Source organism: Mesocryomonas lacus, from assembly GCF_055730135.2.
Window position 1 is genome coordinate 19,321 of record NZ_JBUZWE020000017.1, and the last position, 23,539, is coordinate 42,859.

A 23,539-nucleotide genomic window follows, 5' to 3' on the forward strand; every position below is an offset into this window, starting at 1 on the left:
ACCCATTCATACCTCGCCATTCCAAATTGGCATGGGGGTACAACAGAGCGTCCCTTGCAGCCCGAGAGCCAACGGGAGATACCGGCAGTCCGAACATGTCAACTGTGCAAGGACGAACACATGGCTCATCCGCAGCGCCTCGCCGACGAAGTCGCCGGCCTCCTGAACACGCTGGGTGTCGATCTGACGCGGCACAAGGGCGGCACGCGGGCGGTTCGCTCGCCCCTCACCGGCGAGACCGTGGCCGAGATCCGCGACACCACCCCGGCGGAGGCTTCGGACCTCGTCGCGAAGGCGCATGACGCGTTCCTGCAGTGGCGCACTGTCCCCGCGCCGCGGCGTGGCGAGTTCGTCCGTCTGCTGGGCGAGGCGCTGCGGGCGGCCAAGGACGATCTCGGACGCCTCGTCACCATCGAGGTCGGCAAGGTCCCGTCCGAGGGCCTCGGCGAGGTCCAGGAGATGATCGACATCTGCGACTTCGCCGTCGGCCTGTCGCGCCAGCTCTACGGCCTGACCATGGGCTCCGAGCGGCCCGACCACCGGCTGCAGGAGCAGTGGCATCCGGCCGGCGTCGTCGGCGTCATCTCGGCCTTCAACTTCCCGGTCGCGGTCTGGAGCTGGAACGCCGCGCTCGCGTTCGTCTGCGGCGATGCCGTGGTCTGGAAGCCCTCGGAAAAGACGCCGCTGACGGCGCTCGCGGTCCAGGCGTTGACCCAGCGCGTCATCGCCGGCTTCGAGGAGGCGCCCGAGCACCTCAGCGTTCTCATGATCGGCGGCCGCGATGTCGGCGGCGCGCTTGTGGATGACGGCCGCGTGCCGGTTCTCTCCGCTACCGGTTCGACCGCCATGGGCCGCATCGTCGGGCAGCGGGTCGCCGCCCGTTTCGGCCGTGCTATCCTGGAGCTCGGCGGCAACAACGCGACCATCGTCGCGCCCTCCGCCGACCTCGACCTCGCTCTGCGCGCCATCGCTTTCGGCGCGGTCGGCACGGCGGGCCAGCGCTGCACGTCGCTGCGCCGCCTGATCGTCCACGAGAGCATTTACGACACCCTCGTCTCGCGCCTGAAGAAGGTCTACTCGACCGTCTCGATCGGCAATCCACTCGAGGGCGACGTGCTGGTTGGACCGCTGTTCGAGGAGGCCAGCTTCCGGGGCATGGAGAAGGCGCTGGAGGCAGCGCGCGCCGCCGGCGGCGCCGTGCATGAAGGCGGACGGGTCACCGAGGGCCTTGCCCCCGAGGCGTTCTACGTGCGTCCCGCCCTCGTCGAAATGCCTGCGCAGACCGGCCCGATGCTCGACGAAACCTTCGCGCCCATCCTCTACGTCGTGAAGTACCGCAGCCTCGAAGAGGCGATCGCGCTGCAGAACGGCGTGCCGCAGGGCCTCTCCGCGTCGATCTTCACCACCGACATGCGCGAGGCAGATCGCTTCCTGTCGGCCGTCGGCGCCGATTGCGGCATTGCCAACGTCAACATGGGCCCATCCGGGGCCGAGATCGGCGGGGCTTTCGGCGGCGAGAAGGAGACCGGCGGCGGCCGCGAAAGCGGATCGGACGCCTGGAAGGCCTATATGCGCCGTCAGACGAACGCCATCAACTACGGCTACCGGATGCCGCTGGCGCAGGGCGTCACCTTCGACATCGGCGGTGACGACGATACGGGCTCGGCTACCGCATGAGCACCGCGTCAGGCTTTCGTCCGGCAAGCCGGATCGGCGCGATCGGCGTCTCCGAGATCCTGAAGATCACTGCCGAGGCCGGCGCGCGTCAGCGCGCCGGCGAGCCGATGATCATCCTCGGCGCGGGCGAGCCGGACTTCGATACGCCCGAGCACATCAAGGAAGCGGCGGTCCGCGCGATGCGGGATGGCCAGACCAAATACACCGCCCTCGACGGCTCGCCCCAGCTGAAAGCCGCGGTCCGCTTGAAATTCCAGCGCGACAACAGCCTCGACTACGCGCTGTCCGAAATTACCTGCGGCACCGGCGCCAAGCAGATTCTCTACAACGCCTTCATGGCGACGCTCGACGCCGACGACGAGGTCATCATCCCCGCGCCGTTCTGGACAAGCTATGCCGACATCGTCGCGATCGCCGGCGGCGTCCCGGTGGTGCTGCCGTGCCAGGAGACCGACGGCTTCCGGCTGACGCCCGAAGCGCTCGAGGCGGCGATCACCCCGAAGACGCGGTGGCTGCTCCTCAATTCGCCGTCCAATCCCTCGGGTGCCGCCTATGGAGCCGACCACCTCCAGGGCCTCGCCGACGTCCTGTTGCGCCATCCCCACGTCTGGGCGATGTCCGATGACATGTACGAGCACATCGTCTACGACGGTTTTGCCTTCGCGACCCTTGCCGCCGTCGAGCCGCGGCTCCGCGATCGGACCCTCACCGTCAACGGCGTCTCCAAGGCCTACGCGATGACCGGCTGGCGGATCGGCTATGGCGCAGGGCCCGAGCCGCTCATCAAGGCGATGGCGGTGATCCAGAGCCAGTCGACCTCCTGCCCCTCCTCGATCAGCCAGGCGGCGGCGGTCGAGGCGCTGACCGGCCCACAGGACATCGTCCTCGAGCGGGCGCAGGACTTCCAGAAGCGCCGCGATCTCGTCGTAGCAGCGCTGAACGCCATCGAGGGCATCACCTGCCGGAAGCCGGAGGGGGCCTTCTACACCCTCGCCAGCTGTGCCGGGATGATCGGCAAGACGACGCCGAAAGGCGAGCGCATCGAGAGCGACACCGATTTCGGCCGCTACCTCATGGACGAGGCAAAGGTTGCCGTGGTGCCGGGATCCTGTTTCGGCCTCGCCCCATACTTCCGCATCTCCTACGCAACGTCCGAGGCGGAGCTGCGGGAGGCCTGCGCCCGCATCGCAACGGCCTGCTCCGCGCTCGGGTAGCTTCGCGCCGCCGTCTGCCGCTGCTCCGCCATTCTCGCCGTCGACCGGTTACCGAACGGCGCGAACGCCCTAGCTCCGCTTCCTTGATAAGAAGACGGAAGGCGATCGCGATGTCGAAGGTATGGTTCATCACGGGCTGTTCGACGGGCTTTGGCCGGGAACTGACGAAAGCAGCCGTCGCGCGCGGGCACCAGGTCGTTGCGACCGCGCGCGACATCGGCAAAATTCAGGACCTCGTCGAGGGACACGAGGACAAGGTTCTGGCCCTCGCGCTGGACGTCACCGACCAGGCGATGGTCGAGGCGGCCGTGCAGGCGGCCGAGGCGCGTTTCGGGCGGATCGACGTTCTCGTCAACAATGCCGGCTACGGCTACGTCTCGGCCATCGAGGAAGGCCAGGACGACCAGGTGCGACAGCAGTTCGAGACCAACGTCTTCGGACTGATCGACCTCATCAAGGCAGTGCTCCCCGGAATGCGCGCCCGGCGCAGCGGTCACATCGTGAACTTCTCCTCGATCGGCGGCCTCGTCGGCTTCGCGGCGACGGGATATTATCATGCGACCAAGTTCGCGGTGGAGGGACTGTCCGAGTCCCTTGCGGTGGAGACTGCCCCGCTCGGCATTCACGTGACCCTGGTCGAGCCCGGACCGTTCCGCACAGACTGGGCCGGCCGCTCGATCGTCGAGTCGCCGACCCGGATCGCCGACTACGACGAGACGGCCGGCGTCCGGCGGACGCATACGAGGGAGCGCTCCGGCAACCAGGTCGGCGACCCCGTCCGCGGTGCCGAGGCGATCATCGCAGCCGTCGAGTCCGCCGAGCCGCCGCTTCGGCTTCTCCTCGGCGCGCCCGCGCTGGAGCTCGCCTACAAGAAGCTCGACACGATGCGGGCGAACTTCGACGCGTGGAAGGACACGACGCTCGGCGCAGACTATCCCGAGCATCAGAAGAAGGGGTGACGGCAGGGAGCCCGGAGGCTGCCTTCTTAGCGCCACCCGTTTCGGCCGCCCGCGCTTCAGAACCGGCGCCCGCGCAGCCACCGGTGAGCTGTTCCCGCCCGTCTCGATGGAAAGCGTGCAGCCGGGTTTGTGATCTCCCAAAAGACGCAAGGACCGGGTTGGCGGTGACAGGCAGCACGGTGTAGGCCCCGCACCGAAGCGCCTTCACCGGATCTGATCAGGCGCGCGTGTGCCGCTGGCCAGAGCAGAAATGGTCGGCGACGAGTTGAGGCGACGACCAGCCGTCCGGCATACCGACCCGGCTGCTCTAGCGAGGCGACACCCAGCGGATCAAGCCTTGGGAGCATTCCATTTCCCTCAGCGCACCGAATAAGGAACCGAGGTGCGAGAAACCTCGCTCTCGATCCCCTACTCTGCCACTGGCCATCGCCGTCGCGCATTCTACGAAAGTCGAGACATGAAGCTCAGATCACTGCTGTTTGCCGGCCTCGCCGCCGCCTTCTCGCTGGCGGTTGCAGGAAACGCCATCGCCGCGCCGGTCAAGGTCGGCAGCAAGAACTTCACCGAGCAGTTCGTGGTGGCCGAGATCTATGCGCTGGCGCTGGAGAAGGCCGGCATCGAGGTCGAGCGCCGGCTGAACCTTGGCGCCACGCTGATCGCGCATTCGGCGCTGGTGAACGGCGAGATCGACCTCTACCCGGAATATACCGGGACCGCGCTGGCGGCCGTTGTGAAGGGCGACCTCCAGGGTGACGAGACGACGATCTACAACCAGGTCAAGGACTTCTACGAGAAGAACCTGAAGCTGACCCTGCTGGACCCGACCAAGATCAACAATGGCTATGCCATCCTGACGCTCCCCGAGACCGCCGAGAAGTACAAGCTGAAGACGCTTTCGGATCTCGGTCCCGCCTCGAAGGAGCTGAGCTTCGGCGCCGAGGGCGGTTTCGGCGACCGGGCCGACGGCCTGCCGGGCCTGAAGCGGGTCTACGGCATCGAGTTCAAGGATTTCCGCATCTTCGCCAAGCTCGGCATCCGCTACAAGGCGCTGGAGAACAAGGACATCGATGTCGGCTACGGCTTCGCCACCGACTGGCAGATCGCCGACGGAAAGCTTGCCGTGCTCGACGACGACAAGAAGCTCTTCCCGCCCTACTTCCTCGTTCCCGTCGTGCGGCAGGATGCGCTCGCCGCCAATCCGAAGATTGCCGAAGTGCTGAACAAGATCAGCCCGCTGCTGACCACCGACAATGTGCGCGAGCTGAACGCCCGCGTCGATCGCGACAAGGAGGAGCCGGCCGACGTCGCCGCGGCTTTCCTCGAGGCGAACGGCCTCTAGCTATGCGCCGGCCGGATAGTCCGGCTCCCTTGGCGGCGCGGGATCGATCCCGCGCCGAATTCTCTCGGACTGCGCGCGTTTGACCTGGGCACCCCGTCATCTTCCGGAAATCCTCGAGGCGCTCTGGGAGCATCTCGCTTTGTCCTTCTCATCCGTTGCGATCGGCTTTGCGATCGCGCTGGCGCTCGGCATCGTCTGCGCCCGACGGCCGAGGCTCTACGCGCTCGTGCTGACGATCACCGGGATCATCTTCGTCATCCCGAGCCTTGCTCTGTTTGCGCTGCTGATCCCGATCATGGGCCTCGGCGCCGCGCCGGCGATCACCGGCCTCTCCTCCTATTGCCTGCTGATCCTTCTGCGCAATGTCGTCACGGGCCTGCGCGGCGTGCCGGCCGAGGTGCTCGATGCCGCGGACGGGATGGGCTACAGCCGCACCCAGCGCCTGCTGCGGATCGAGCTGCCGCTGGCCCTGCCGCTCATCGTCTCGGGCCTGCGCATCGCCCTCGTCACGGTGATCGGCATCGCGACGGTCGCCGCCTTCATCGATGGGGGTGGTCTCGGCACGATCATCCTCACCGGCCTCGACCAGGACCATATCGAGAAGATCCTCGTCGGCGCCCTCCTGACCGCAGCCCTTGCGACCGGCATGGACATCATCCTCGGCCGCGGGGAGAAACTTCTGTCCCGCTGGCGACCCGCATGACCATCGTCACCGGCGCCTTCGCCTGGATCTGGGAGCACCCCGACACGTTCGGCCAGGCGCTCGGCCGCCATCTCGTTATGTCCTCGGTCGCGATGCTGGTCGCGCTCGCCATCGGCTTTCCTCTGGCGATCCTCATCATCCGCCACCGCAAGCTCGCCGTGCCCGTGGTCAACGCCGTCAACGCCCTGCGGACGGTGCCGAGCCTTGCCATCCTCGCCCTCATGATGCCGCTGATCGGCATCGGCCTGTGGCCGACCGTGGTGGCGCTGATCGTGCTCGCCTTGCCGCCGATCCTGATCAACACCTTCGTTGGCCTGCGCGATGTCGACCCGGATGCGGTCGAGGCGGCGACCGGCATGGGCATGACCGAGAACGAGGTACTGCGCCGCATCCGCTTGCCGCTGGCGGCGCCCGCCATGTTTGCCGGCGCGCGGACGGCATCGGTGCAGGTGCTGGCCGGCGCGACGCTCGCCCCCTTCATCGGCGGCGGCGGGCTCGGCGACTTCATCGCGGTCGGCATCGGCATGATGGACATGTCGCGCCTCCTCGTCGGCGCGGTGCCGATCGCGATCCTGGCGCTCGGCTCCGAGCTGATCCTCGGCCGGATCGAGAAGACCTTCTTTCCCGAAAGTGCCACCGCATGATCCAGATGAGCCATGTCTTCAAGCGCTTCGAGGGAACAAGCGGCGCCGCGGTGGACGATCTCTCGCTCGAGGTCGCCGAGGGCGAGACGGTCGCGCTGATCGGCCCGTCCGGCTGCGGCAAGACCACCACGATGCGCATGATCAACCGGCTGATCGACCCGAACGCCGGCAGTATCCGCGTTGCCGGCCGCGACATCGCGTCGGTCGATCCCGTCACCTTGCGGCGCGGCATCGGCTACGTCATCCAGCAGGTCGGCCTGTTCCCACACATGACCATCGGCGAGAACATCGCCGCCGTGCCGCGCCTGCTCGGCTGGGCGGAGACCCGAATCCGGCCGCGCGTCGAGGAACTGCTGCACCTCGTCGGCCTCGATCCGGCGGCAATGCGCGACCGCTATCCCCGGCAATTGTCCGGCGGCCAGCGCCAGCGCGTCGGCGTTGCCCGGGCGCTGGCGGTCGACCCGCCGGTGCTCCTGATGGACGAGCCTTTCGGTGCGCTGGACCCGATCGCCCGGGCGCGGCTGCAGGACGAGTTCCGGCAGATCCTGCAGCGGGTGAAGAAGACCGTCGTGCTCGTCACCCACGATCTCGACGAGGCGATCCGCCTCGGCGACCGGATCGCGCTGATGCGAGCCGGGCGGATCGTCCAGTACGATACGCCCGACGCCGTCCTGTCGCGGCCCGCCGATGCCTTCGTCGAGAGCTTCGTCGGCGTTGACCGCGCCATCAGACGGCTCGGGCTGTTCACGGTTGCCCAGGCGATGACGCCCGCGGAGACGGCGCCGGCGGGCGCCAGCGCCGTGGCCAGCACGGCGAACCTGCGCGATGCGCTGGCGCTGATGGTCAGTGCGAACGCCAGCGAGCTTGCGGTCGTCGACATTGACGGGACACCCGTCGGCCGCCTGACGCGCGACGCGATCTTCGCCCTGTGACCCCTGTCCCCATCCTTGCCCTGTCGATCAACGCCGGCACGGAAACCCCTTTTGCCGAGCTTCGCGATCTCGTGCTGATGGCGGAGGCCCGCGGTGTGGATTTCATCCAGCTGAGCGGCCACACGCCCTCGGATCTCGACGAGACGATGCTCGCCTCGGCTTTGGCCGGCGAGACAAAGCGCATCGGCATCGTCGCCGCCGCCGATCCCGGCAGCCACCGGCCCTACAATCTCGCCCGCCGCTTCGCCTCGCTCGATCTCCTCACCGCGGGTCGCTCCGGTTGGGCGGTTCAGGGCCTGACCGAAGACGATGCGGAGTATCTCACCGTGGTCGCCGCTCTCTGGCAGAGCTGGGCGCCGGACGCCTTCGCCTACGACAAGGCGGCAGGCCGGGTCTTCGATCCGGCGAAGATGCAGGTGCTCGGTCATGAAGGGCCGCGCTTTTCCGTCCGGGGACCGCTCAACGTGAACCCCTCGCCGCAGGGGAGTCCGCTCGTCGTCATCGAGCCGTGCCCGAAAACGCTGAGGCTCGCGACAGGCCATGCCGACGTGATCGTCTTCCGGACCGGACAGGACGGGATCGACGCCACCAGGATCGAAGCCATGCTGACCGAGGCAGGACGAGACCGGGCGGCGGTGCGCCTGCTCGAAGTCTGGCCAATCGCACAGGCAGGCCCCGCACCCTCCCCGTCCGGCGGGGCTGACGGGCTGCTGCTGGAAGGATCGGCGTCTTCTATACGGAGCTTCCTCTCGTCAAGCGACAGGCTCGGCGGCACTGATGAGGCGATGACGCTCCGCGCCCGGCTCGGCTTGGTCAAGCGGCGGACGCCCCCTGCCGGGAGCCGCCGATGACCGTTCGCCGCATGAAGCTCGGCGCCTTCCTGATGGCCGGTGGCCACCACATCGCCTCGTGGCGGCATCCGGATGCGGAGGCCCGTGCCGGGATCGATCTGCCGCATTTCGCCGCGATGGCGCGGCTGGCGGAGAGTGCTGGCTTCGACCTTCTCTTCCTCGAGGACGCGGCGGCGATCCGCGAGTGCGATCCGGAGATCGCCGCGCAGGCGGCGCGGTCGACGACGTTCGAGCCGCTCAGCCTGCTGGCGGCGCTGGCGCCCCAGACACGCCGCATCGGTCTCGTCTCGACCGCCTCCACCAGCTACAACGAGCCCGACACCCTCGCCCGTTCGCTCGGGACGCTGCAGCATGTCAGCGGCGGTCGCGGCGGCTGGAACCTCGTGACCTCGGCGAGCGAGCTCGAGGCGGCCAACTTCGGTACTAGCCTGCGCCCCCCGGCAGAACGCTACGCCCGGGCGGAAAGCTTCATCGACGCGGCGATGGGCTACTGGACGGCCAGGGGAATCGAAAGGCCGCTGATCGTCCAGGCCGGCGCCTCCGAGGCCGGGCGGGCGCTCGCCGCCCGCACCGCGGAAGTGGTGTTCACCGCGGCACAGACCCTCGACGAGTCCCGCAACGGCCTTCGCGCCTTGAAGGATCTCCTGCCGCGTTTCGGCCGCGGGGAGGCCGATCTCATCGTCATGCCCGGCGTCTGCCCTTACGTTGCAGAGACACGCGAGGCGGCCCGGGCGAAATACGAGACGCTGCAGCAGCTGATCCCGGATGCCGTCGGCGTCGCGCTGCTGGCGAGCTATCTCAGCCTGCCCGACCTCCGCGAGCATTCCCTCGACGGGCCGCTGCCCGACATGCCCGCCAATGCCGGCATGCAGAGCCGGCAGCAGCTGATGGTCGATCTCGCCCGCCGCGACGGCCTGTCGATCCGGGACCTTGCCCGGCAGTTCGCCGGCGCGCGCGGCCACTGGCAGGTGATCGGCACGCCCAAGGATATCGCCGACGCGATGCAGGAGCGTTTCGAGGCCGGCGCCGCCGACGGCTTCAACGTGATGGCGCCGTTCTTCCCCGGCGGCCTCGAGGATTTCGTGCGGCTCGTCCTGCTCGAACTCCGCCGCCGTGGCCTCGTCTCCGAGCAATCCGATGGCGGCAGTCTGCGCCAGCGCCTCGGCCTCCCCACCCCGCCTTCCCCTCGAGGACATCCCGCATGACCGATACCCCTCACGATCCCATCTATATCGACTACCTCAACGCTCTCGACATCGAGGCTCTGAAGCTGACCGATGCGGAGATCCTCTCTGCCGTAGAGGCAGGCCTCGGGGCGCAAGGGCGCCGCGAGACGGTGATCGAGCCGCGTGTCCACCTCGAGCCGGATCCGGCGTTTCACGGCCACTTCAACGTGCTGCGCGGCTACGTCGCGCCGCTCGGCCTTGCCGGGGTGAAGGTCGTCGGCGACTTCGTCGACAACTACAAACAGAACCTGCCGTCGGAGTTCGGCGTCCTCAACCTCTTCGATCCCCGCACCGGCGCGCCGAAGGCGATTCTCGATGCCACCGCGATCACCGACATGCGCACCGGCGCCGTCACCGCGCTCGGCGCGCGGCATCTCGCCCGCAAGGGCTCGAAGGTGCTGGGGCACATCGGCGCGCGCGGCACGGCCTACTGGAACGTGCGGCTGCTCGACCACGAGTTCGACTTCGACGAGATCCGCATCCATTCCCGCCGCCCGGAAAGCCGCGAGGCGTTTGCCGCCAAGCTCGAGCGCGATCTCGGCAAGCCCGTTATCGTGACCACGGACTGGCAAAGCTGCATCGAGGGCGCGGACATCGTCGTCGAGGCGTCGCGCTTGCCCGCACCGGAGCCCTTGCTCCTCACCGAATGGATCAAGCCAGGCGCACTGGTGGTGCCCTACGGCACGATGAGCGCGGTGGAACTGTCGCTGACCGACATCATGTCGAAGCTCGTGGTCGACGATTGGGGCCAGTGCAAGGGCGGCAAGTTCGGATCGCTCCGCGCCCATGTCGAGGCCGGCAAGCTCTCGGCGGAAACTTTGCATGCCGAGCTCGGGCAGATTATCGCCGGCCTGAAACCCGGACGCGAAAGCGACGACGAGACCATTCTGTTCTGGCATCGCGGGCTGTCGCTCAGCGACATCGCCCTTGGCGCCGCGATCCTGCAGAAAGCTGGGACGGCCGGCATCGGGACAAGGTTGCGGTTCGCCTGAGGCAGCGAGCCGTGCCGATGCGCTTAAGCGGCGACTGACGGGGCCTTCTCGCCAGAACAGGTCGAGTTCAGCGGAGAGAGTCTCAGCTTTTCCACGACGCTCTAGCGCCAACAACACGGATTTGTGAACGCCCGAGGTAAATGGACAGTCCGGTCGCCGGAACACTGCCGACCGGCGGCTCCTTGCAGTGCCGAGGAGAACGCTTGGCATGATTTATTCGCGCTTTGTCAGAGAGGACGACCCTGCTGGCATCCCTATAGCCAGCCGTTTGCAGACAGTTGGAGCGCTGCATCGGAGGGAGGCATGACGGCGCTGCCGCTGACGAAGGTGCCGTCGATCGTCGTCATCAGCGATTTCGTCGACAACACCCCTCCCCGAAATTCCGAAGCGTCGGCTGCGACGGGTGCTGACGGCAGCAATCAGGAAGAGGCTTTCGCGCCGGCCGAGGAGGTTTCTCGTGCGCGCGAAAACCTCGACGTCATCGGCGGCTATCTCGAGCGGTTGCCGCTGGCCTGCATCAAGTCCGGCATCGTCGACTACGCGGAAATCTGGCACCACCGGAGGAGCGACGGCGGCGACCGGTTCCGCCGAGACGGCTCGCTGCTGTCGCGCCGCAGTTTCCAGCTGGACCGCGAACCGGCACCCTTCGGCTCCAGCGACATGCTGGGCTTCCTCGAAGCCAATGGCGCGCCGCATATCCTCTGCGTCTACGGCCTCGGCGTCGATGCCCACATTCTCCGCGCCTGCGGCAACAGCTTCAAGGTCTACAACTCGATCGACGCGCCGGCACTGCGGGTGCCGCCGGAGGTCAGCGGGCTCTTCGACCTCGTCCTCACCGGTGCCGAATGGCAGAGCCAGGAAGTCGAGGAGCGTCATCCCGGCATGGCGACGGCGATCATGCCGATCGGCCCGGAATTTGCCGACCCGCTGACGTTTCGCCCCCTCGGCCTGCCGAAGGACTACGACATCATCTATGTCGCCGCGGCACAGCCCTACAAGCGGCACGACATCCTGTTCGACGCGCTGGAGCGGCTGCCGCGCTCGCTGCGCACACTCTGCGTCTTCGGCTACGGCGAGATGGCCGGCGAACTCCGCCATCGCGCGGAGGAGAGCGGCCTCGATGTCGACTTCGTCGGCCCGCCAGGCGTGCCTTTCGAGGAGGTCAACCGGCTGATGAACCGCGCTCGCATCGGGGTCGTCTGCGGCGTCGACGACGGCGCGCCGGCGATCATCACCGAGTACATGCTGGCGGGCCTGCCGGTCCTCGCCAATGCCCAGTTGAGCTGTGGCCGACAGTTCATTCTGCCGACGACGGGAGGCGTCGCTGAAGCCAGCGACTTTGCCGAAGCCATCACGGCGATGCTGGCGGACACTGCAAGGTTCGCGCCGCGACAAGCCGTTCTCGACCACTGGACCTGGCCTCGGACAATCGAACGCCTCCAGCCGTTTTTACCACAACGCCAATAAGCCGATTACGTACGCTTTCGTACAGGAACGCGTCTTCCACCCCTGCGGTTCAGTTTCACCTGCTTACGAGAGAACTTCCCCTTGTCGAAGCCTACGCACTATAACTCCGGATTAGTAGACGTCAGCGCTGTCGATACAAAGTTTACTGACAAGTCTCCGGTTATATGCTTCTCCCATCTTCGTTGGGACTTTGTCCTGCAGCGGCCACAGCATCTTATGCGCCGTTTTGCTGCGGGACGGCGGGTCTTCTTCTTCGAGGAGCCGATCGGGTGTGACCACCCCTTGCCCTATCTAGAATATCATCCGTTCCCCGCCGACAACGTCATCGCGTTGCGGCCCCGGCTGCCGCATTGGTGGAACGAGGCGGAACGCGAAGCCGGCCTGCGGCAACTGCTGGACATGCTCGTTGAGACCAGCATGACCACGCCGCCGGTGTTGTGGTTCTATACGCCGATGATGTTCGCCTTCGCCGGGACGCTGCCGTCGGCCGCCGTCGTCTACGACTGCATGGACGAACTCGCCGGCTTCCGCTTTGCCGATCCGCGGCTGCAGCAGCAAGAACGCGATCTGTTGGCCCGGGCTGACGTCGTCTTCACCGGCGGATACAGCCTCTACGAGGCAAAGCGCCATCTGCACGCCTCGGTCCACGCGTTCCCTTCGGCAGTCGATGCGGCGCATTTCGGAACTGCCCGCGAGAACCGTGCCATCGTGCCGGCCGATCAGGCTGCATTTACGGGCCCGGTTCTCGGCTTCTTCGGCGTCATCGACGAGCGGATCGATCTGGCGCTGATCGAGGCTGTTGCGACGGCGCGGCCGGACTGGTCGATCGTGATGATCGGCCCGATCGCCAAGATCGATCCCGCCAGCCTGCCGCGCCGACCGAACATCCACTGGCTCGGCAACCGTTCCTATGCTGAACTGCCAGCCTACCTCGCCGGCTGGGATGTCGCGCTGATGCCGTTCGCGATCAACGAGGCGACCCGCTTCATCAGCCCGACCAAGACGCCGGAATATCTTGCTGGCGGCGTTCCCGTCGTCTCAACAGCGATCACCGACGTCGTGCGCCATTACGGCGCGCTCGACGCTGTATCGGTGGCGAACTCGCCGGCTGAATTCATCGCCGGCTGCGAGGCGGCGCTCGCCTTGCCGCCGGCTGGTACCTGGCGGGATGCCGCCGATGCCGTGCTTGCCGACATCTCCTGGGACCGCACGTTTGCCGCAATGGACAGGCTCGTCGGCGCGGCGGTTCAGCGTGCCCGTGCGGCGCGGGCGGACGCGGCCAATGACGAGCGTCCGGCCGCCCCGGCGGTTCGCACCACGAGCCGTCCGGGCTACGACGTGCTGGTCGTCGGCGCAGGTTTTGCTGGCGCGGTGCTGGCCGAGCGGCTGGCCGCGGGCTCCGGCAAGCGCGTGCTGGTCGTCGATCGCCGCGATCACATCGCCGGCAATGCCTATGATCATCTCGATGAGGCGGGCGTGCTGGTGCACCGCTACGGTCCGCATATCTTCCACACCAACAGCCAGCAGGTGGTCGACTACCTCTCGCGCTTTACGGCTTGGCGTCCTTACGAGCACCGCGTGCTGGCGCGCGTCGGCGACAAACTCCTGCCGATGCCGATCAACCGCACGACCTTGAACCTCCTCTACGGCCTCGACCTCGCCGACGAGAGCGCCGCGGCGGCTTTCCTTGCGGCGCGCGCCGAGACGGTCGAGACTGTCCGCACGTCCGAGGATGTCGTCGTCGCCGCAGTCGGGCGTGAGCTCTACGAGACCTTCTTCCGCGGCTATACCCGCAAGCAGTGGGGCCTCGACCCCTCGGAGCTCGACAAGTCGGTCACCGCGCGCGTGCCGACCCGGACCAGCACCGACGACCGCTATTTCCAGGACAGTTTTCAGGCCATGCCGGCCGAAGGCTACACGGCGATGTTCAAGCGGATGCTGGATCATCCGGGCATCACGGTCGAAACATCCGTCGACTTCCGCGATCTCGGTGATGTTGCGGCAGAGCATACGGTCTTCACGGGCCCGATCGACGAGTTCTTCGACTACCGTTTCGGCAAGCTGCCCTATCGTTGCTTGGCCTTCCGTCATGAAACCCACGATAGCGAGCGCTTCCAACCTGTCGGCGTTGTGAACTACCCGTCGGAGGACGTGCCCTACACGCGGATCACCGAGTACAAGCACCTCACCGGCCAGATCCATCCGAAGACCAGCCTAACCTACGAATTTCCGTGTGACGAGGGCGATCCCTACTATCCCGTCCCGCGTGCCGAGAACCAGGCGATCTACCGGCAGTACGAGGCGTTGGCGGCGTCGCGGCCGGACGTCAGCTTCGTCGGGCGGTTGGCGACCTACCGTTACTACAACATGGACCAGGTGGTCGGTCAGGCTCTCGCCACCTACCGCCGGATGACAGCACAGCGGGCGGGTGCTCCCGTCAGCGCAGGTGCCGCTGCCAGTCCGACAGCTTGATGCCGGACGGTGCTGCACGCAGGCGCCTGCGCGTCTGCCTGGCGACGGATAGCCTCGAACCCTCGGGCGTCGGCGCGCACATGCTGCTTCTCGCAGGCGAGTTGTCGGGCGAGATGGAGGTGTTGATCGCCGCAGACGCTGCATCGGGCCTGCTCGATGCAGCAGCCTCCAGGGACCTTACGGCGCGGGCCATCAACGATCCCGCCGATTTCACGCGCTGGCTGCAGCGAGCCCGCATCGACATTCTGCACATCCATGCCGGCATCGGCTGGGAAGGGCATCTGCTCGCCCGGATCGGCCGCGATGCGGGCGTGCGGACGGTTTTGCGCACCGAACACCTGCCTTACGTCATCACCGACCCCGGTCAGGCGAGAACGCACGCCGAGGGCCTTGCGCTGGTCGACCGGCTCGTCTGTGTCTCGCAGGCGGCAGCCGACAGTTTCCGCATCGCCGGCCTTTCCGACGATCGCCTGGCGACCATTCCCAACGGGGTCGAGCCAAGGAAGGCCGTGCGCGGCCGGCGCGAGACGCGCATCGCGCTCGGCATCTCCGACGACGCGCCCGTTCTGCTGACCGTCGCACGCTTTACCGAACAGAAGGGCCATGACGTCCTGATCTCGGCGCTGCCAGCGATCCGCGCGGCGCATCCGGACGTCATCCTGCTGCTGGCCGGCACCGGGCCGTTGCAGCCGGCGATCGAGGCCGACATTGCCCGCCTCGGGCTCTCCGGCGCGGTCCGGCTGCTGGGGCAGCGCGGCGATGTCGGCGATCTCCTTGCCGCCGCCGATCTGTTCGTGCTGCCCTCGTTCTTCGAGGGCCTGCCGCTGGTGGTGCTGGAGGCGATGGCCGCTGGCGTGCCGGTGGTAGGCACGGCGATCGGCGGCACAGCCGAAGCGGTGGAGGACGGCGTCACCGGCTGGCTGGTGCCGCCGGGCGACGGCCTGGCGCTGGCCACGGCGATCGTCGGGGCGCTGTCCGATGGCGCCAAGGCCCACGCTGCCGGCATTGCCGGAGAGGCACGTTTCCGCCGCGAGTTCCAGGCCTCGGCGATGGCCGATGCCACCCGCCGCCTTTACCGCGACACCTTATCGACCCCTGACCAGGACGTTTCCATGCACCCCATCAGAATTGGCTTTATCGGCGCCGGCGGCATCGCCCACCGCCATCTCGGTGTGCTCGAAAGCTTTGACGACGTCGCCGTCGTCGCCTTCGCCGACACGGACCTTGCCCGCGCCACGGAAACTGCAGCGCGTTTCGGCGCCAAAGCCTTTGCCGACCACGATGCGATGCTGGCGGCCGTCGAGCTCGACGCGCTGTTCATCTGCATTCCGCCCTTCGCGCACGGCGCGCCGGAGCGGGCGGCGATTGCCCGCGGCTTGCCGTTCTTCGTCGAGAAGCCGGTCTCGCTCGACCTTGCGACCGCGGAGGAGATCGCCGCGGCCGTCGCGGAAAAAGGCCTCGTCACTGCCGTCGGCTATCACTGGCGCTATCTCGACACCGTCGACGAAGCGCGGGGCTTGCTGGCCCAAAACCCGGCGCAGCTGCTCTCCGGCTACTGGCTGGATTCCACGCCGCCGCCGCAATGGTGGTGGCATGAGGACCGCTCTGGCGGGCAGATGATCGAGCAGGCGACGCATCTCCTCGATCTCGCCCGCTTTCTCGTCGGCGAAGTCGAGGAGGTCTATGGCCGCGCCAGCCAGATCGACCGGCCGGAGTTTCCGGGCCTCGACGTGGCGACGGTCACCACGGCGAACCTCACCTTCGCCTCCGGCGTCGTCGCGAACCTCTCCTCCACGTGTCTCCTCGGCTGGAGCCACCGTGTCGGCCTGCACATCTTCGCCGACAAGCTCGCGATCGAGCTGACCGACCGCGACATCATGGTCGATACCGGCCGCGGCCGTCCGGTGCGCGGCGCCGACGGCGATCCGGTCTGGCGCGAGGACCGCGACTTCATCGATGCCGTGAAGGGCGGCGAGAACCGCATCCGTTCGCCCTATGCCGAGGCGCTGCGCTCGCACCGCCTTGCGCTCGCCGTCGTCGAATCCGCCCGGACGGGCGCGCCGGTCAAGCTGTCGCCGAGCGGCACTCCCGCGATGACCTATGCCCCACTGCAGCACCAGCCGAGGCCGGCGCCAGAGCCGCGCCATGGTCACCGGGAAGTCCGGTCGCTGGGTGTCGAGCGGCCTGGCGAGGCCTATTTTTTCGGCTATGACGAGGGCCCGCCGAACGAGGCACAGGTGCGGCTCGAGACGCTCTACACCGGCTTTTCCGCCGGCACCGAGCTGACCTTCTACAAGAACACCAATCCCTACCTGCACTCGCGCTGGGACGGCGGCCGCGGCGTGTTCGTACCGGGCGAGGCAGGCCAGCATTTTCCGGTGCCGTTCCTCGGCTACATGGAGGTCGCGCGCGTCTGCGAGAGCCGGCAGCCGGCCTTTCCCGTCGGGGCCACTGTCGCCTCGGCCTATGGCCATAAGTCCGGCCATACCGCCGACCCGTTCCACGAGGTGCTGATCCCGGTGCCCGGCGACATCGACCCGATCCTCGGCATCTACGTCGCGCAGATGGGCCCGATCGCGGCGAACGGCATCCTGCATGCCGACGCCGAGCTCGGCGGCGCCAACGTCACCCGTCTCGGCGAGAGCCTGACCGGCCGGCCGGCGCTGGTCATCGGGGCGGGCGTCGTCGGACTTCTCACCGCTCTGTTCGCCGCGCGGGCCGGGGCAACCGAGGTGGTGATCGCCGACCCGTCGCCGTTCCGCCGCGCGAAGGCCGAGGCGCTTGGCTTTACCGCCATGGACGAGGCCCAGGCCTGGAACCATGCAAAGGCCAACTGGCACCATGGTGGCGGCGACCGTGGCGCCGACGTCGTCTTCCAGACGCGCGCCGATGCGCGGAGCCTCCACGCGGCCCTGCAGGCGTTGCGGCCGCAAGGCTCGGTCATCGACCTCGCCTTCTACCAGGGCGGCGCCGAAGCGGTGCGGCTCGGCGAGGAGTTCCACCACAACGGCCTCGCCATCCGTTGCGCCCAGATCAACCGTGTGCCACGCGGCCTCGGTTTCGCCTGGAACCGCCGCCGCCTTGCCGCCGAGACGATCGGCCTCCTGCAGGAGCGCGGCAGCGATATCGTCGCCGAGATGATCACCCAGGTCGTGCCGTTCGACGACGCGCCGCGCTTCCTGAAGCATCTCGTCGACGAGCGGCCGGACTTCCTGCAGATCGTCTTCAAGGTGCAGGACTGATGTCGATCGCCGTCATGGACGAAGAGGCGGCGCCGATCCGCATCCTCTTCGTCTTCGCCTGGCTGGTGGTGGGCGGCGAGGAGACCGAGGTCCGGCTCCTGGCCGAGCATCTCGACCGCCGCCACACCCAGATCGACGTCATTGCCTGCTTTCGCATGCCGAACATGCCGGAGCAGACGCATGCCCAGCTTGAGGCGCTCGGCATCGACGTCGACCGCACGCCCTACACGCTCTCGTTCGAGGACACGGTGTCCTACCTCGCCGGCAAAATTCCCGGCTACGACATCGTCGTTTCCTGCCAGAACGTCGCCGACATCTATCCGGCGCTGGAGCGACTGCACCTCCGGCCGCCGTTGATCGAGCATGGCGGCCTCGTTTCCGAGGCGCTGGGTGGGCCAAAACACCTGACGGCGCGCTATGTCGGGGTCTGCCGCTCAATCCGCGACGCCGCGGCCGGCCGCATGCCCGGGCGGGAGGAACACGCGCTCGAAATTCCGTCAATGGTCGACCTCGCCGCCTTCGATAGGTCAGCCCGCGCACCGACGCGACAGGCGCTCGGCATCGCTGAGGGCGTGCCGCTGATCGGCTGGGTCGGCCGGCTCGATCCAAAGAAGCGCGTCGAGGACTTCATCGACGCCGCAGCGCTGGTGCTGAAGGCGCGTCCGGACGCCCGCTTTCTCGTCATCGGCGGGCCAGACGCCTTCATGCCGGACTATGCCGAGACGCTGAAGGCCCGTGCGACCGCGGCAGGCCTCGGCACGGCGCTGCGCTTTCTCGGCGATCGCCCCGATATTCCGCAGCTGCTGTCCGCGCTCGACGTCTTCGTCTGGCTGTCGCGCGGCGAGGGCATGCCGCACGTCGTTGCCGAGGCCGGCGCCGCCGGCCTGCCGGTCGTCCTCACCGCCGATAACGGCACGCTGCAGCAGGTGACGGACGGCGAGACTGGCCTGTTCGTGCCGCACGAAGACCCCGCCGCCGTCGCTGCCAGTGTGCTGCGCCTTCTCGGCGATGCCGACCTCCGCAGTCGGCTCGGCCAGGGATTGCGGGCAAAGGTTGAGGAGACCTACGCGACCGCCGTCGTGGTGCAGCAATGGCAGGCGCTGTTCAACGAGGTGCTGGCCGAACGACACGCCGAGGCTGTTGCGCCAACGCTGTTCCAAAGCTTCTTCCACGGGGGCTTCGAGTCCTCGACACACCGCCGTGCGCACGACCGTCGCCGGCTCGACATGATCGCCGCCACCCGCCACGACGCGGAGGCGGAGAGCGATTTCCGCTTGCTGCAGCGACACGGCATCCTGACCGTGCGGGACGGGCTGCGCTGGCACCTCATCGAGACGGTGCCAGGCACCTACGATTTCGCGAGCCTGTGCGCCCAACTCGCCGCCAGCCGCGCCACCGGCATGCAGGTGATCTGGGACATCCTGCACTATGGCTGGCCGGACGATCTCGACATCTGGGGCCCGGACTTCCCGCCGCGCTTTGCCGCCTTCGCTGCGGCGGCCGCGGAGGTCATCGCCGCCGAGACCGATGGCGTGCCGTTCTTCGCCCCGGTCAACGAGATCTCCTTCTTCGCCTGGGGCGGCGGCGACGCGTCCTACCTCAACCCCTTCGCCCGCGGCCGCGGCCACGAATTGAAGGTGCAGCTTGCCCGCGCCTCGATCGCCGCGATGGAAGCAATCCTCGCCGTCGTGCCGGCGGCACGCTTCGTCCATGCCGACCCGGTGATCAACGTCATCTGCGATCCCGGCCGGCCCTACGATGCCCCTGCCGCCGAGGGCCACCGCCAGGCGCAGTTCCAGGCCTGGGACATGCTCGCCGGCCACGCTTGGCCGCAGATCGGCGGACGGCCGGCGCTGCTCGACATCGTCGGCGTCAACTACTACTCGAACAACCAGTGGATCCATGGCGGCCCGCCGATCGATGTCGGCCACCCCCTCTACAAGCCTTTCCGCCGCATCCTCATCGAGACCTTCGCGCGCTACGGCCGGCCGATCTTCGTTGCCGAGACCGGCATCGAGGGAAGTCGCCGGCCGGAATGGCTCGCCTATATCTGTGCCGAGGTGCGGGCGGCGATGCGCGCCGGCGTGCCAGTCGAGGGCATCTGCCTCTATCCTGTGCTCGACCATCCCGGCTGGGACGACGAGCGCTACTGCCCGAACGGCCTCCTGCAACTGGCAAATTTCGCATCGGGACAGTCAACGGGGCGTGATGTGTTCGAGCCCCTCGCCCGGGAACTGGCGAAGCAAGCTTCGCTGTTCAGGTAATTAAAGAGGTACCTGACATAGGATTTGTGACCGGGCTCGAAGCGGTTTGGCTGTCGACAGGATGGCGGTCTCGGCAGTGAGAGCGGCCAAAACCGTGCGATTGGCATGGGCGTCATATGCCGTATCATCGTTCAGCCAAGCGAAACGGCTGGCACGATTTATATCGCCTCGATCGTCACGCCATCGCAACTGCAAAGCTGCCCAGGGGCTCGGAGCCATCGTTCCGCAGCGGATGGCCAGCTGGCGCTAAGATGATGCGATGCCCGAGGGCCGCGAAAAGGCTCGTGTCAGCCAGCCCTGTTCCCACCATCGTCAGCAGCTCTTACCGCATCGATCCGTCCCGCAGACCGGATCGTCGCACCGTTTCAATTCTCTCCTCTCGCCGCGAGTCCGTGACATGCCCCACATCACCACAGATGATCTCGACATCTCCTACGTGGAGGCAGGCGATCCCGAGGCGCCCGCCGTCCTTCTCCTGCACGGCTGGCCGGACGACGCTTCGACCTGGGATGGGGTTGTCCCGGCTTTCGAGGCCGCAGGTCTTCGGACCATCGTGCCGACCTTGCGGGGGTTCGGCGACACGCGCTTTCGCAACGCCGCGGCTCCGCGAACCGCGAACAGCGCCATGCTCGCGCTGGATGCGATTGCGCTGATGGATGCGCTGGGCATCGTGGATTTTTCGGTTGCGGGCCATGACTGGGGCTCCAACATTGCCAGGCGCTCGCGGTCGGCTGGTCCGAGCGCGTCGGCCGCCTGGCGCTCCTCTCGACGCCGCCGCGCCTCGGCGGCATGCCGACGCCGCCCTTCGAGCAGGCGCAGCGGCAGTGGTATCACTGGTTCATGGCGACCGAGCGCGGTGCCGAGGCCGTCCGCCAGGACCGCAAAGGCTTTGCCCATATCCATTGGGTGAACTGGTCGCCGGCCGGCTGGTTCAACGAGGCGACCTTCGAGACGGTGGCGCGCTCGTTCGAGAACCCCGATTGGGCGGAGGTCACCCTTCACAGCTACCGCTCGCGTTGGGACGAGGCCGCGCCCGACCCGCGCAGCCAATGGCTGGAAGACAAGGTGAGGGGGACGAAGACCCTGTCGCTGCCGACGCTCTACTTCCAGGGCGAGGTCGACGGCGTAAACCCGCCCTCCGCCAGTAAAAACGTGCCGCAGAAGTTCACCGGACCGTTCGACATGGTCGTCCTTCCCGGCGTCGGCCATTTCCCGCAGCGGGAGGCTCCGGCGGCAGTCGCCGAGCGCCTGGTCGCCCATTTCAGCGAAGGATCGCCGTCCGCGACCTTTCCAAGCAGCTGATTACCGGGTGCGAGGAGGAATGGCTCCGCATCACCTCACCGGCTGGACCTACGGCCCGCAGGTACGCCCCCGATGACATCGCGACCTACGCACGGGCTCCAAGCAGCACGGCGCAATGCGCGGCACGCTCGTGGACTTTTGGCGGCAGCGGAAGACGTGCGCCAGGACCACGAGGACCAGCACGTGAAGATCGACAGCCCGACCAAGGTGCTCTGAGGAGTTCGCCTCCGGCGGCAAGACCGGCCATCTGCACAGCAATGGCGGTTACCTGAGGACCGAGCCGATCGCCAAGTGCGGCTACCTTCCGCTAGAGGAGCGGCCGGACGCGGTGAACGCGATCCTTTTGGACTTCCTGGATGGCTCGAAGGGCCGTCCTTAACGCGCGATAAGCTCTCGATAATGATGAGGCTGGCGCATCAGGACGAGGTCTTTCCGGCGCACGACATTGGTCGGGTAGGTCCCGCCAAGGGTCGAGGTGTCTATCTCAGCAACAGCCAGTTGGCTGTTTCCTGCGACCCCCGTCTGGCTACTGCCGGACACGACGGTCTCGCTGCGGGGGAAGGCGAAGCTGTCGGGGCCGAAGACGCCGCTGAGGCCGGGATAGCCGGCGCCGGCATCCTCGACATTGGCGAAGGCGAAGTAGCAGTTGTTCTCGCCCGCCCGCACCCGGAAATGGTGCCAGTGTAGCGGATCGGCGCCGGTCGGGATCGGCGCCGGCTGGGCCACCGCCGTGCCGGCATGGCCGAAATGGAAGCGCTCCTTGAAGGCCGAGGGGCAGGCGATGACATCGCAGCCGCGCAGCGCCAGCACCCGGCCCGCCTCCGGGAAGGCGGCGTCGTGACCGATGAGCAGACCGAGCCGGCCGAAAGCCAGGTCGAACACGGCGAAATCGTCGCCCGCCGTCGCCCAGGCGGCGTCCTCGGCGGTAAGGTGCGTCTGGCGGTAGCGGCCAACCAGGCCCTGCGGCCCGGCGACGATGGCCGTGTTGAACAGAGCCTGCCCGTCCCGCTCGGCGAGCCCGGCGACCACATGAAGGCCGCTCGCCGCCACGCGGTCGAGGAAGGCCAAGACCAAAGGCCCGTCCAGCGGCACCGCGGTCGCCTCGGGATCGCCGAGCCCGGTCAGGCAGCGCTCCGGCAGCACCAGGAGCTCGGCGCCGGACGCCTTCGCCTCGTCGAGGAGGGTAGCGATGCGCGAGAGGTTGACCTCGGCATCGCCGGTCGGGGCGAACTGTCCGGCGGCGACCGTCGCCACGCGCCCGGCCGGCAGCGGCTTCTCGCCGTAGAGGCCGAAGAAGTCGCCGGGGTTCCAGCTGAACGTGTTGGTCATCAGCTCCATGTAGAGCGCCGGCCGGCGCTGCGCGAAGACCGCCTCGCCGAACACCTTGCCGATGCCGGGATGCGCGGGGTCGATGGTCGCGAGCGCGAGGCCGTCGCCATGGTCGACCGAAGCGAGGATCTCGGCGTCCGGCGCGATGACGCAGGAGCCGCCCGAGAACTGCACGCCGCGCTCCAGCCCCCAGCGGTTGCTCTCGACGAGATGGCAGCCGTTCTCGAAGGCGCGGCTGATCCAGTAGGGCGCCGGCGTCCGCTCGGCCAGCCAGTTGGAGATGTGGCAGATCACGTCGGCACGGCCGAGCGCGGTCAGGCGCGCGGTCTCGACGAAGTGGATGTCCATGCAGATGAGGAGCGCGATCCGGCCGAGCGGGGTGTCGAAGACCTGGTGGCCGAGGTCGCCGGAGGCCGCCCATTTCGGCTCGGAGATGTAGGGATGCGTCTTGCGGTGGGTGCCGATGACCCCGTCCAGGCCGATCAGCACGGCCGAGTTGTAGTAGAGGTCGCTCGCCGGATCGACCTCCGGCATGCCGATGACGATGTGGACGCCAAGGCGCCGCGCGGCCTCGGCGAAGCGGTCCGTGGTCGGGCCGGGGATCGGCTCGACCTGCGACTTCACCTCGGCCCGGTCGAACCAGCAATAGCCCGTGGTGCCCATCTCGGGCGTGACGATGAGCTTTGCGCCCTTGCCCGCGGCCTCCTCGACGAGCGCGAGCAGGCCGTCGATGTTGGCGGCCTTCGCGCCGAGCGTCGGCTCGAACTGCACGGCGGCGGCGGTGTAGGCGGGAAAGGTCATGGGCGCACTCCGGCGGCGCCGGCGGCTTGGCCTGCCGGACGAGTGGACATGGGAGGGTTCGGAGCCGTCAAAGCCCGGCGGGCGGCGGGCATCCGCTGGCGCGAGGACACTGCTGCCTTTCGGCT

At 67.7% G+C, this 23,539-nt stretch carries 17 protein-coding genes and 1 pseudogene; 17 read left to right on the plus strand and 1 reads right to left on the minus strand.

The window, feature by feature from the left end:
• Positions 1-120 precede the first annotated feature (120 nt).
• The 17 genes and pseudogenes from amaB (at position 121) to ACZLZY_RS22240 (ending at position 21,500) form a co-directional block, all read left to right on the plus strand.
• Positions 121-1,677, plus strand: a complete 1,557-nt coding sequence (gene amaB, locus ACZLZY_RS22160; protein ID WP_472936231.1) for an L-piperidine-6-carboxylate dehydrogenase — start codon at positions 121-123, stop codon at positions 1,675-1,677.
• Positions 1,674-2,891 (plus strand): pyridoxal phosphate-dependent aminotransferase, encoded by a 1,218-nt coding sequence (locus ACZLZY_RS22165; protein WP_472936232.1) that lies wholly within the window; start codon positions 1,674-1,676, stop codon positions 2,889-2,891. Before amaB ends, ACZLZY_RS22165 begins: the two co-directional genes overlap by 4 nt.
• 110 nt (positions 2,892-3,001) lie before the next feature.
• Positions 3,002-3,850 (plus strand): oxidoreductase, encoded by an 849-nt coding sequence (locus tag ACZLZY_RS22170; protein WP_472936233.1) that lies wholly within the window; start codon positions 3,002-3,004, stop codon positions 3,848-3,850.
• A 457-nt stretch (positions 3,851-4,307) separates the two neighbouring features.
• The gene (locus tag ACZLZY_RS22175) at positions 4,308-5,189 is read left to right on the plus strand and encodes a glycine betaine ABC transporter substrate-binding protein (protein WP_472936234.1); all 882 of its coding nucleotides are present in this window, start codon (positions 4,308-4,310) and stop codon (positions 5,187-5,189) included.
• 79 nt (positions 5,190-5,268) lie between these two features.
• On the plus strand, positions 5,269-5,892 hold the full coding sequence (locus ACZLZY_RS22180) for an ABC transporter permease (RefSeq protein WP_472936235.1): 624 nt from the start codon (positions 5,269-5,271) through the stop codon (positions 5,890-5,892).
• Positions 5,889-6,536 (plus strand): ABC transporter permease, encoded by a 648-nt coding sequence (locus ACZLZY_RS22185; protein ID WP_472936236.1) that lies wholly within the window; start codon positions 5,889-5,891, stop codon positions 6,534-6,536. The genes ACZLZY_RS22180 and ACZLZY_RS22185 overlap by 4 nt, the downstream gene beginning before the upstream one ends.
• Positions 6,533-7,468: an ABC transporter ATP-binding protein gene (locus ACZLZY_RS22190; RefSeq protein ID WP_472936237.1), complete on the plus strand. Its 936-nt coding sequence runs from the start codon at positions 6,533-6,535 to the stop codon at positions 7,466-7,468. Before ACZLZY_RS22185 ends, ACZLZY_RS22190 begins: the two co-directional genes overlap by 4 nt.
• Positions 7,465-8,319: an LLM class flavin-dependent oxidoreductase gene (locus ACZLZY_RS22195; RefSeq protein WP_472936238.1), complete on the plus strand. Its 855-nt coding sequence runs from the start codon at positions 7,465-7,467 to the stop codon at positions 8,317-8,319. The genes ACZLZY_RS22190 and ACZLZY_RS22195 overlap by 4 nt, the downstream gene beginning before the upstream one ends.
• Positions 8,316-9,524 carry an LLM class flavin-dependent oxidoreductase gene (locus ACZLZY_RS22200; protein WP_472936239.1) on the plus strand — a complete coding sequence of 403 codons (1,209 nt, stop codon included), beginning with the start codon at positions 8,316-8,318 and terminating at the stop codon, positions 9,522-9,524. The genes ACZLZY_RS22195 and ACZLZY_RS22200 overlap by 4 nt, the downstream gene beginning before the upstream one ends.
• Complete coding sequence (locus ACZLZY_RS22205; RefSeq protein ID WP_472936240.1) at positions 9,521-10,537, plus strand: ornithine cyclodeaminase family protein; 1,017 nt, start codon at positions 9,521-9,523, stop codon at positions 10,535-10,537. The genes ACZLZY_RS22200 and ACZLZY_RS22205 overlap by 4 nt, the downstream gene beginning before the upstream one ends.
• 303 nt (positions 10,538-10,840) lie before the next feature.
• Positions 10,841-12,004, plus strand: coding sequence for a glycosyltransferase family 4 protein (locus ACZLZY_RS22210; RefSeq protein ID WP_472936241.1), 1,164 nt, complete (start codon positions 10,841-10,843; stop codon positions 12,002-12,004).
• 216 nt (positions 12,005-12,220) lie between these two features.
• Positions 12,221-14,476 carry a UDP-galactopyranose mutase gene (glf, locus tag ACZLZY_RS22215; RefSeq protein ID WP_472936242.1) on the plus strand — a complete coding sequence of 752 codons (2,256 nt, stop codon included), beginning with the start codon at positions 12,221-12,223 and terminating at the stop codon, positions 14,474-14,476.
• Complete coding sequence (locus ACZLZY_RS22220; RefSeq protein ID WP_472936243.1) at positions 14,476-17,718, plus strand: glycosyltransferase; 3,243 nt, start codon at positions 14,476-14,478, stop codon at positions 17,716-17,718. Before glf ends, ACZLZY_RS22220 begins: the two co-directional genes overlap by 1 nt.
• 14 nt (positions 17,719-17,732) lie before the next feature.
• Positions 17,733-19,982 carry a glycosyltransferase gene (locus ACZLZY_RS22225; RefSeq protein WP_472936324.1) on the plus strand — a complete coding sequence of 750 codons (2,250 nt, stop codon included), beginning with the start codon at positions 17,733-17,735 and terminating at the stop codon, positions 19,980-19,982.
• A gap of 397 nt (positions 19,983-20,379) precedes the next feature.
• Positions 20,380-20,712: pseudogene (locus tag ACZLZY_RS22230) on the plus strand (alpha/beta fold hydrolase); the annotation flags it as partial.
• Between the two features lie 59 nt (positions 20,713-20,771).
• Positions 20,772-21,284, plus strand: coding sequence for an alpha/beta fold hydrolase (locus ACZLZY_RS22235; protein WP_472936329.1), 513 nt, complete (start codon positions 20,772-20,774; stop codon positions 21,282-21,284).
• A 72-nt stretch (positions 21,285-21,356) separates the two neighbouring features.
• The gene (locus ACZLZY_RS22240; RefSeq protein WP_472936244.1) at positions 21,357-21,500 is read left to right on the plus strand and encodes a hypothetical protein; all 144 of its coding nucleotides are present in this window, start codon (positions 21,357-21,359) and stop codon (positions 21,498-21,500) included.
• Positions 21,501-21,659: 159 nt separating this feature from the next.
• On the opposite strand, the gene ACZLZY_RS22245 is transcribed toward ACZLZY_RS22240, so the two are convergent.
• A complete protein-coding gene (locus ACZLZY_RS22245) occupies positions 21,660-23,414 on the minus strand; it encodes a nitrilase-related carbon-nitrogen hydrolase (RefSeq protein ID WP_472936245.1) in 1,755 nt (584 codons plus the stop codon).
• Between the last annotated feature and the right edge of the window lie 125 nt (positions 23,415-23,539).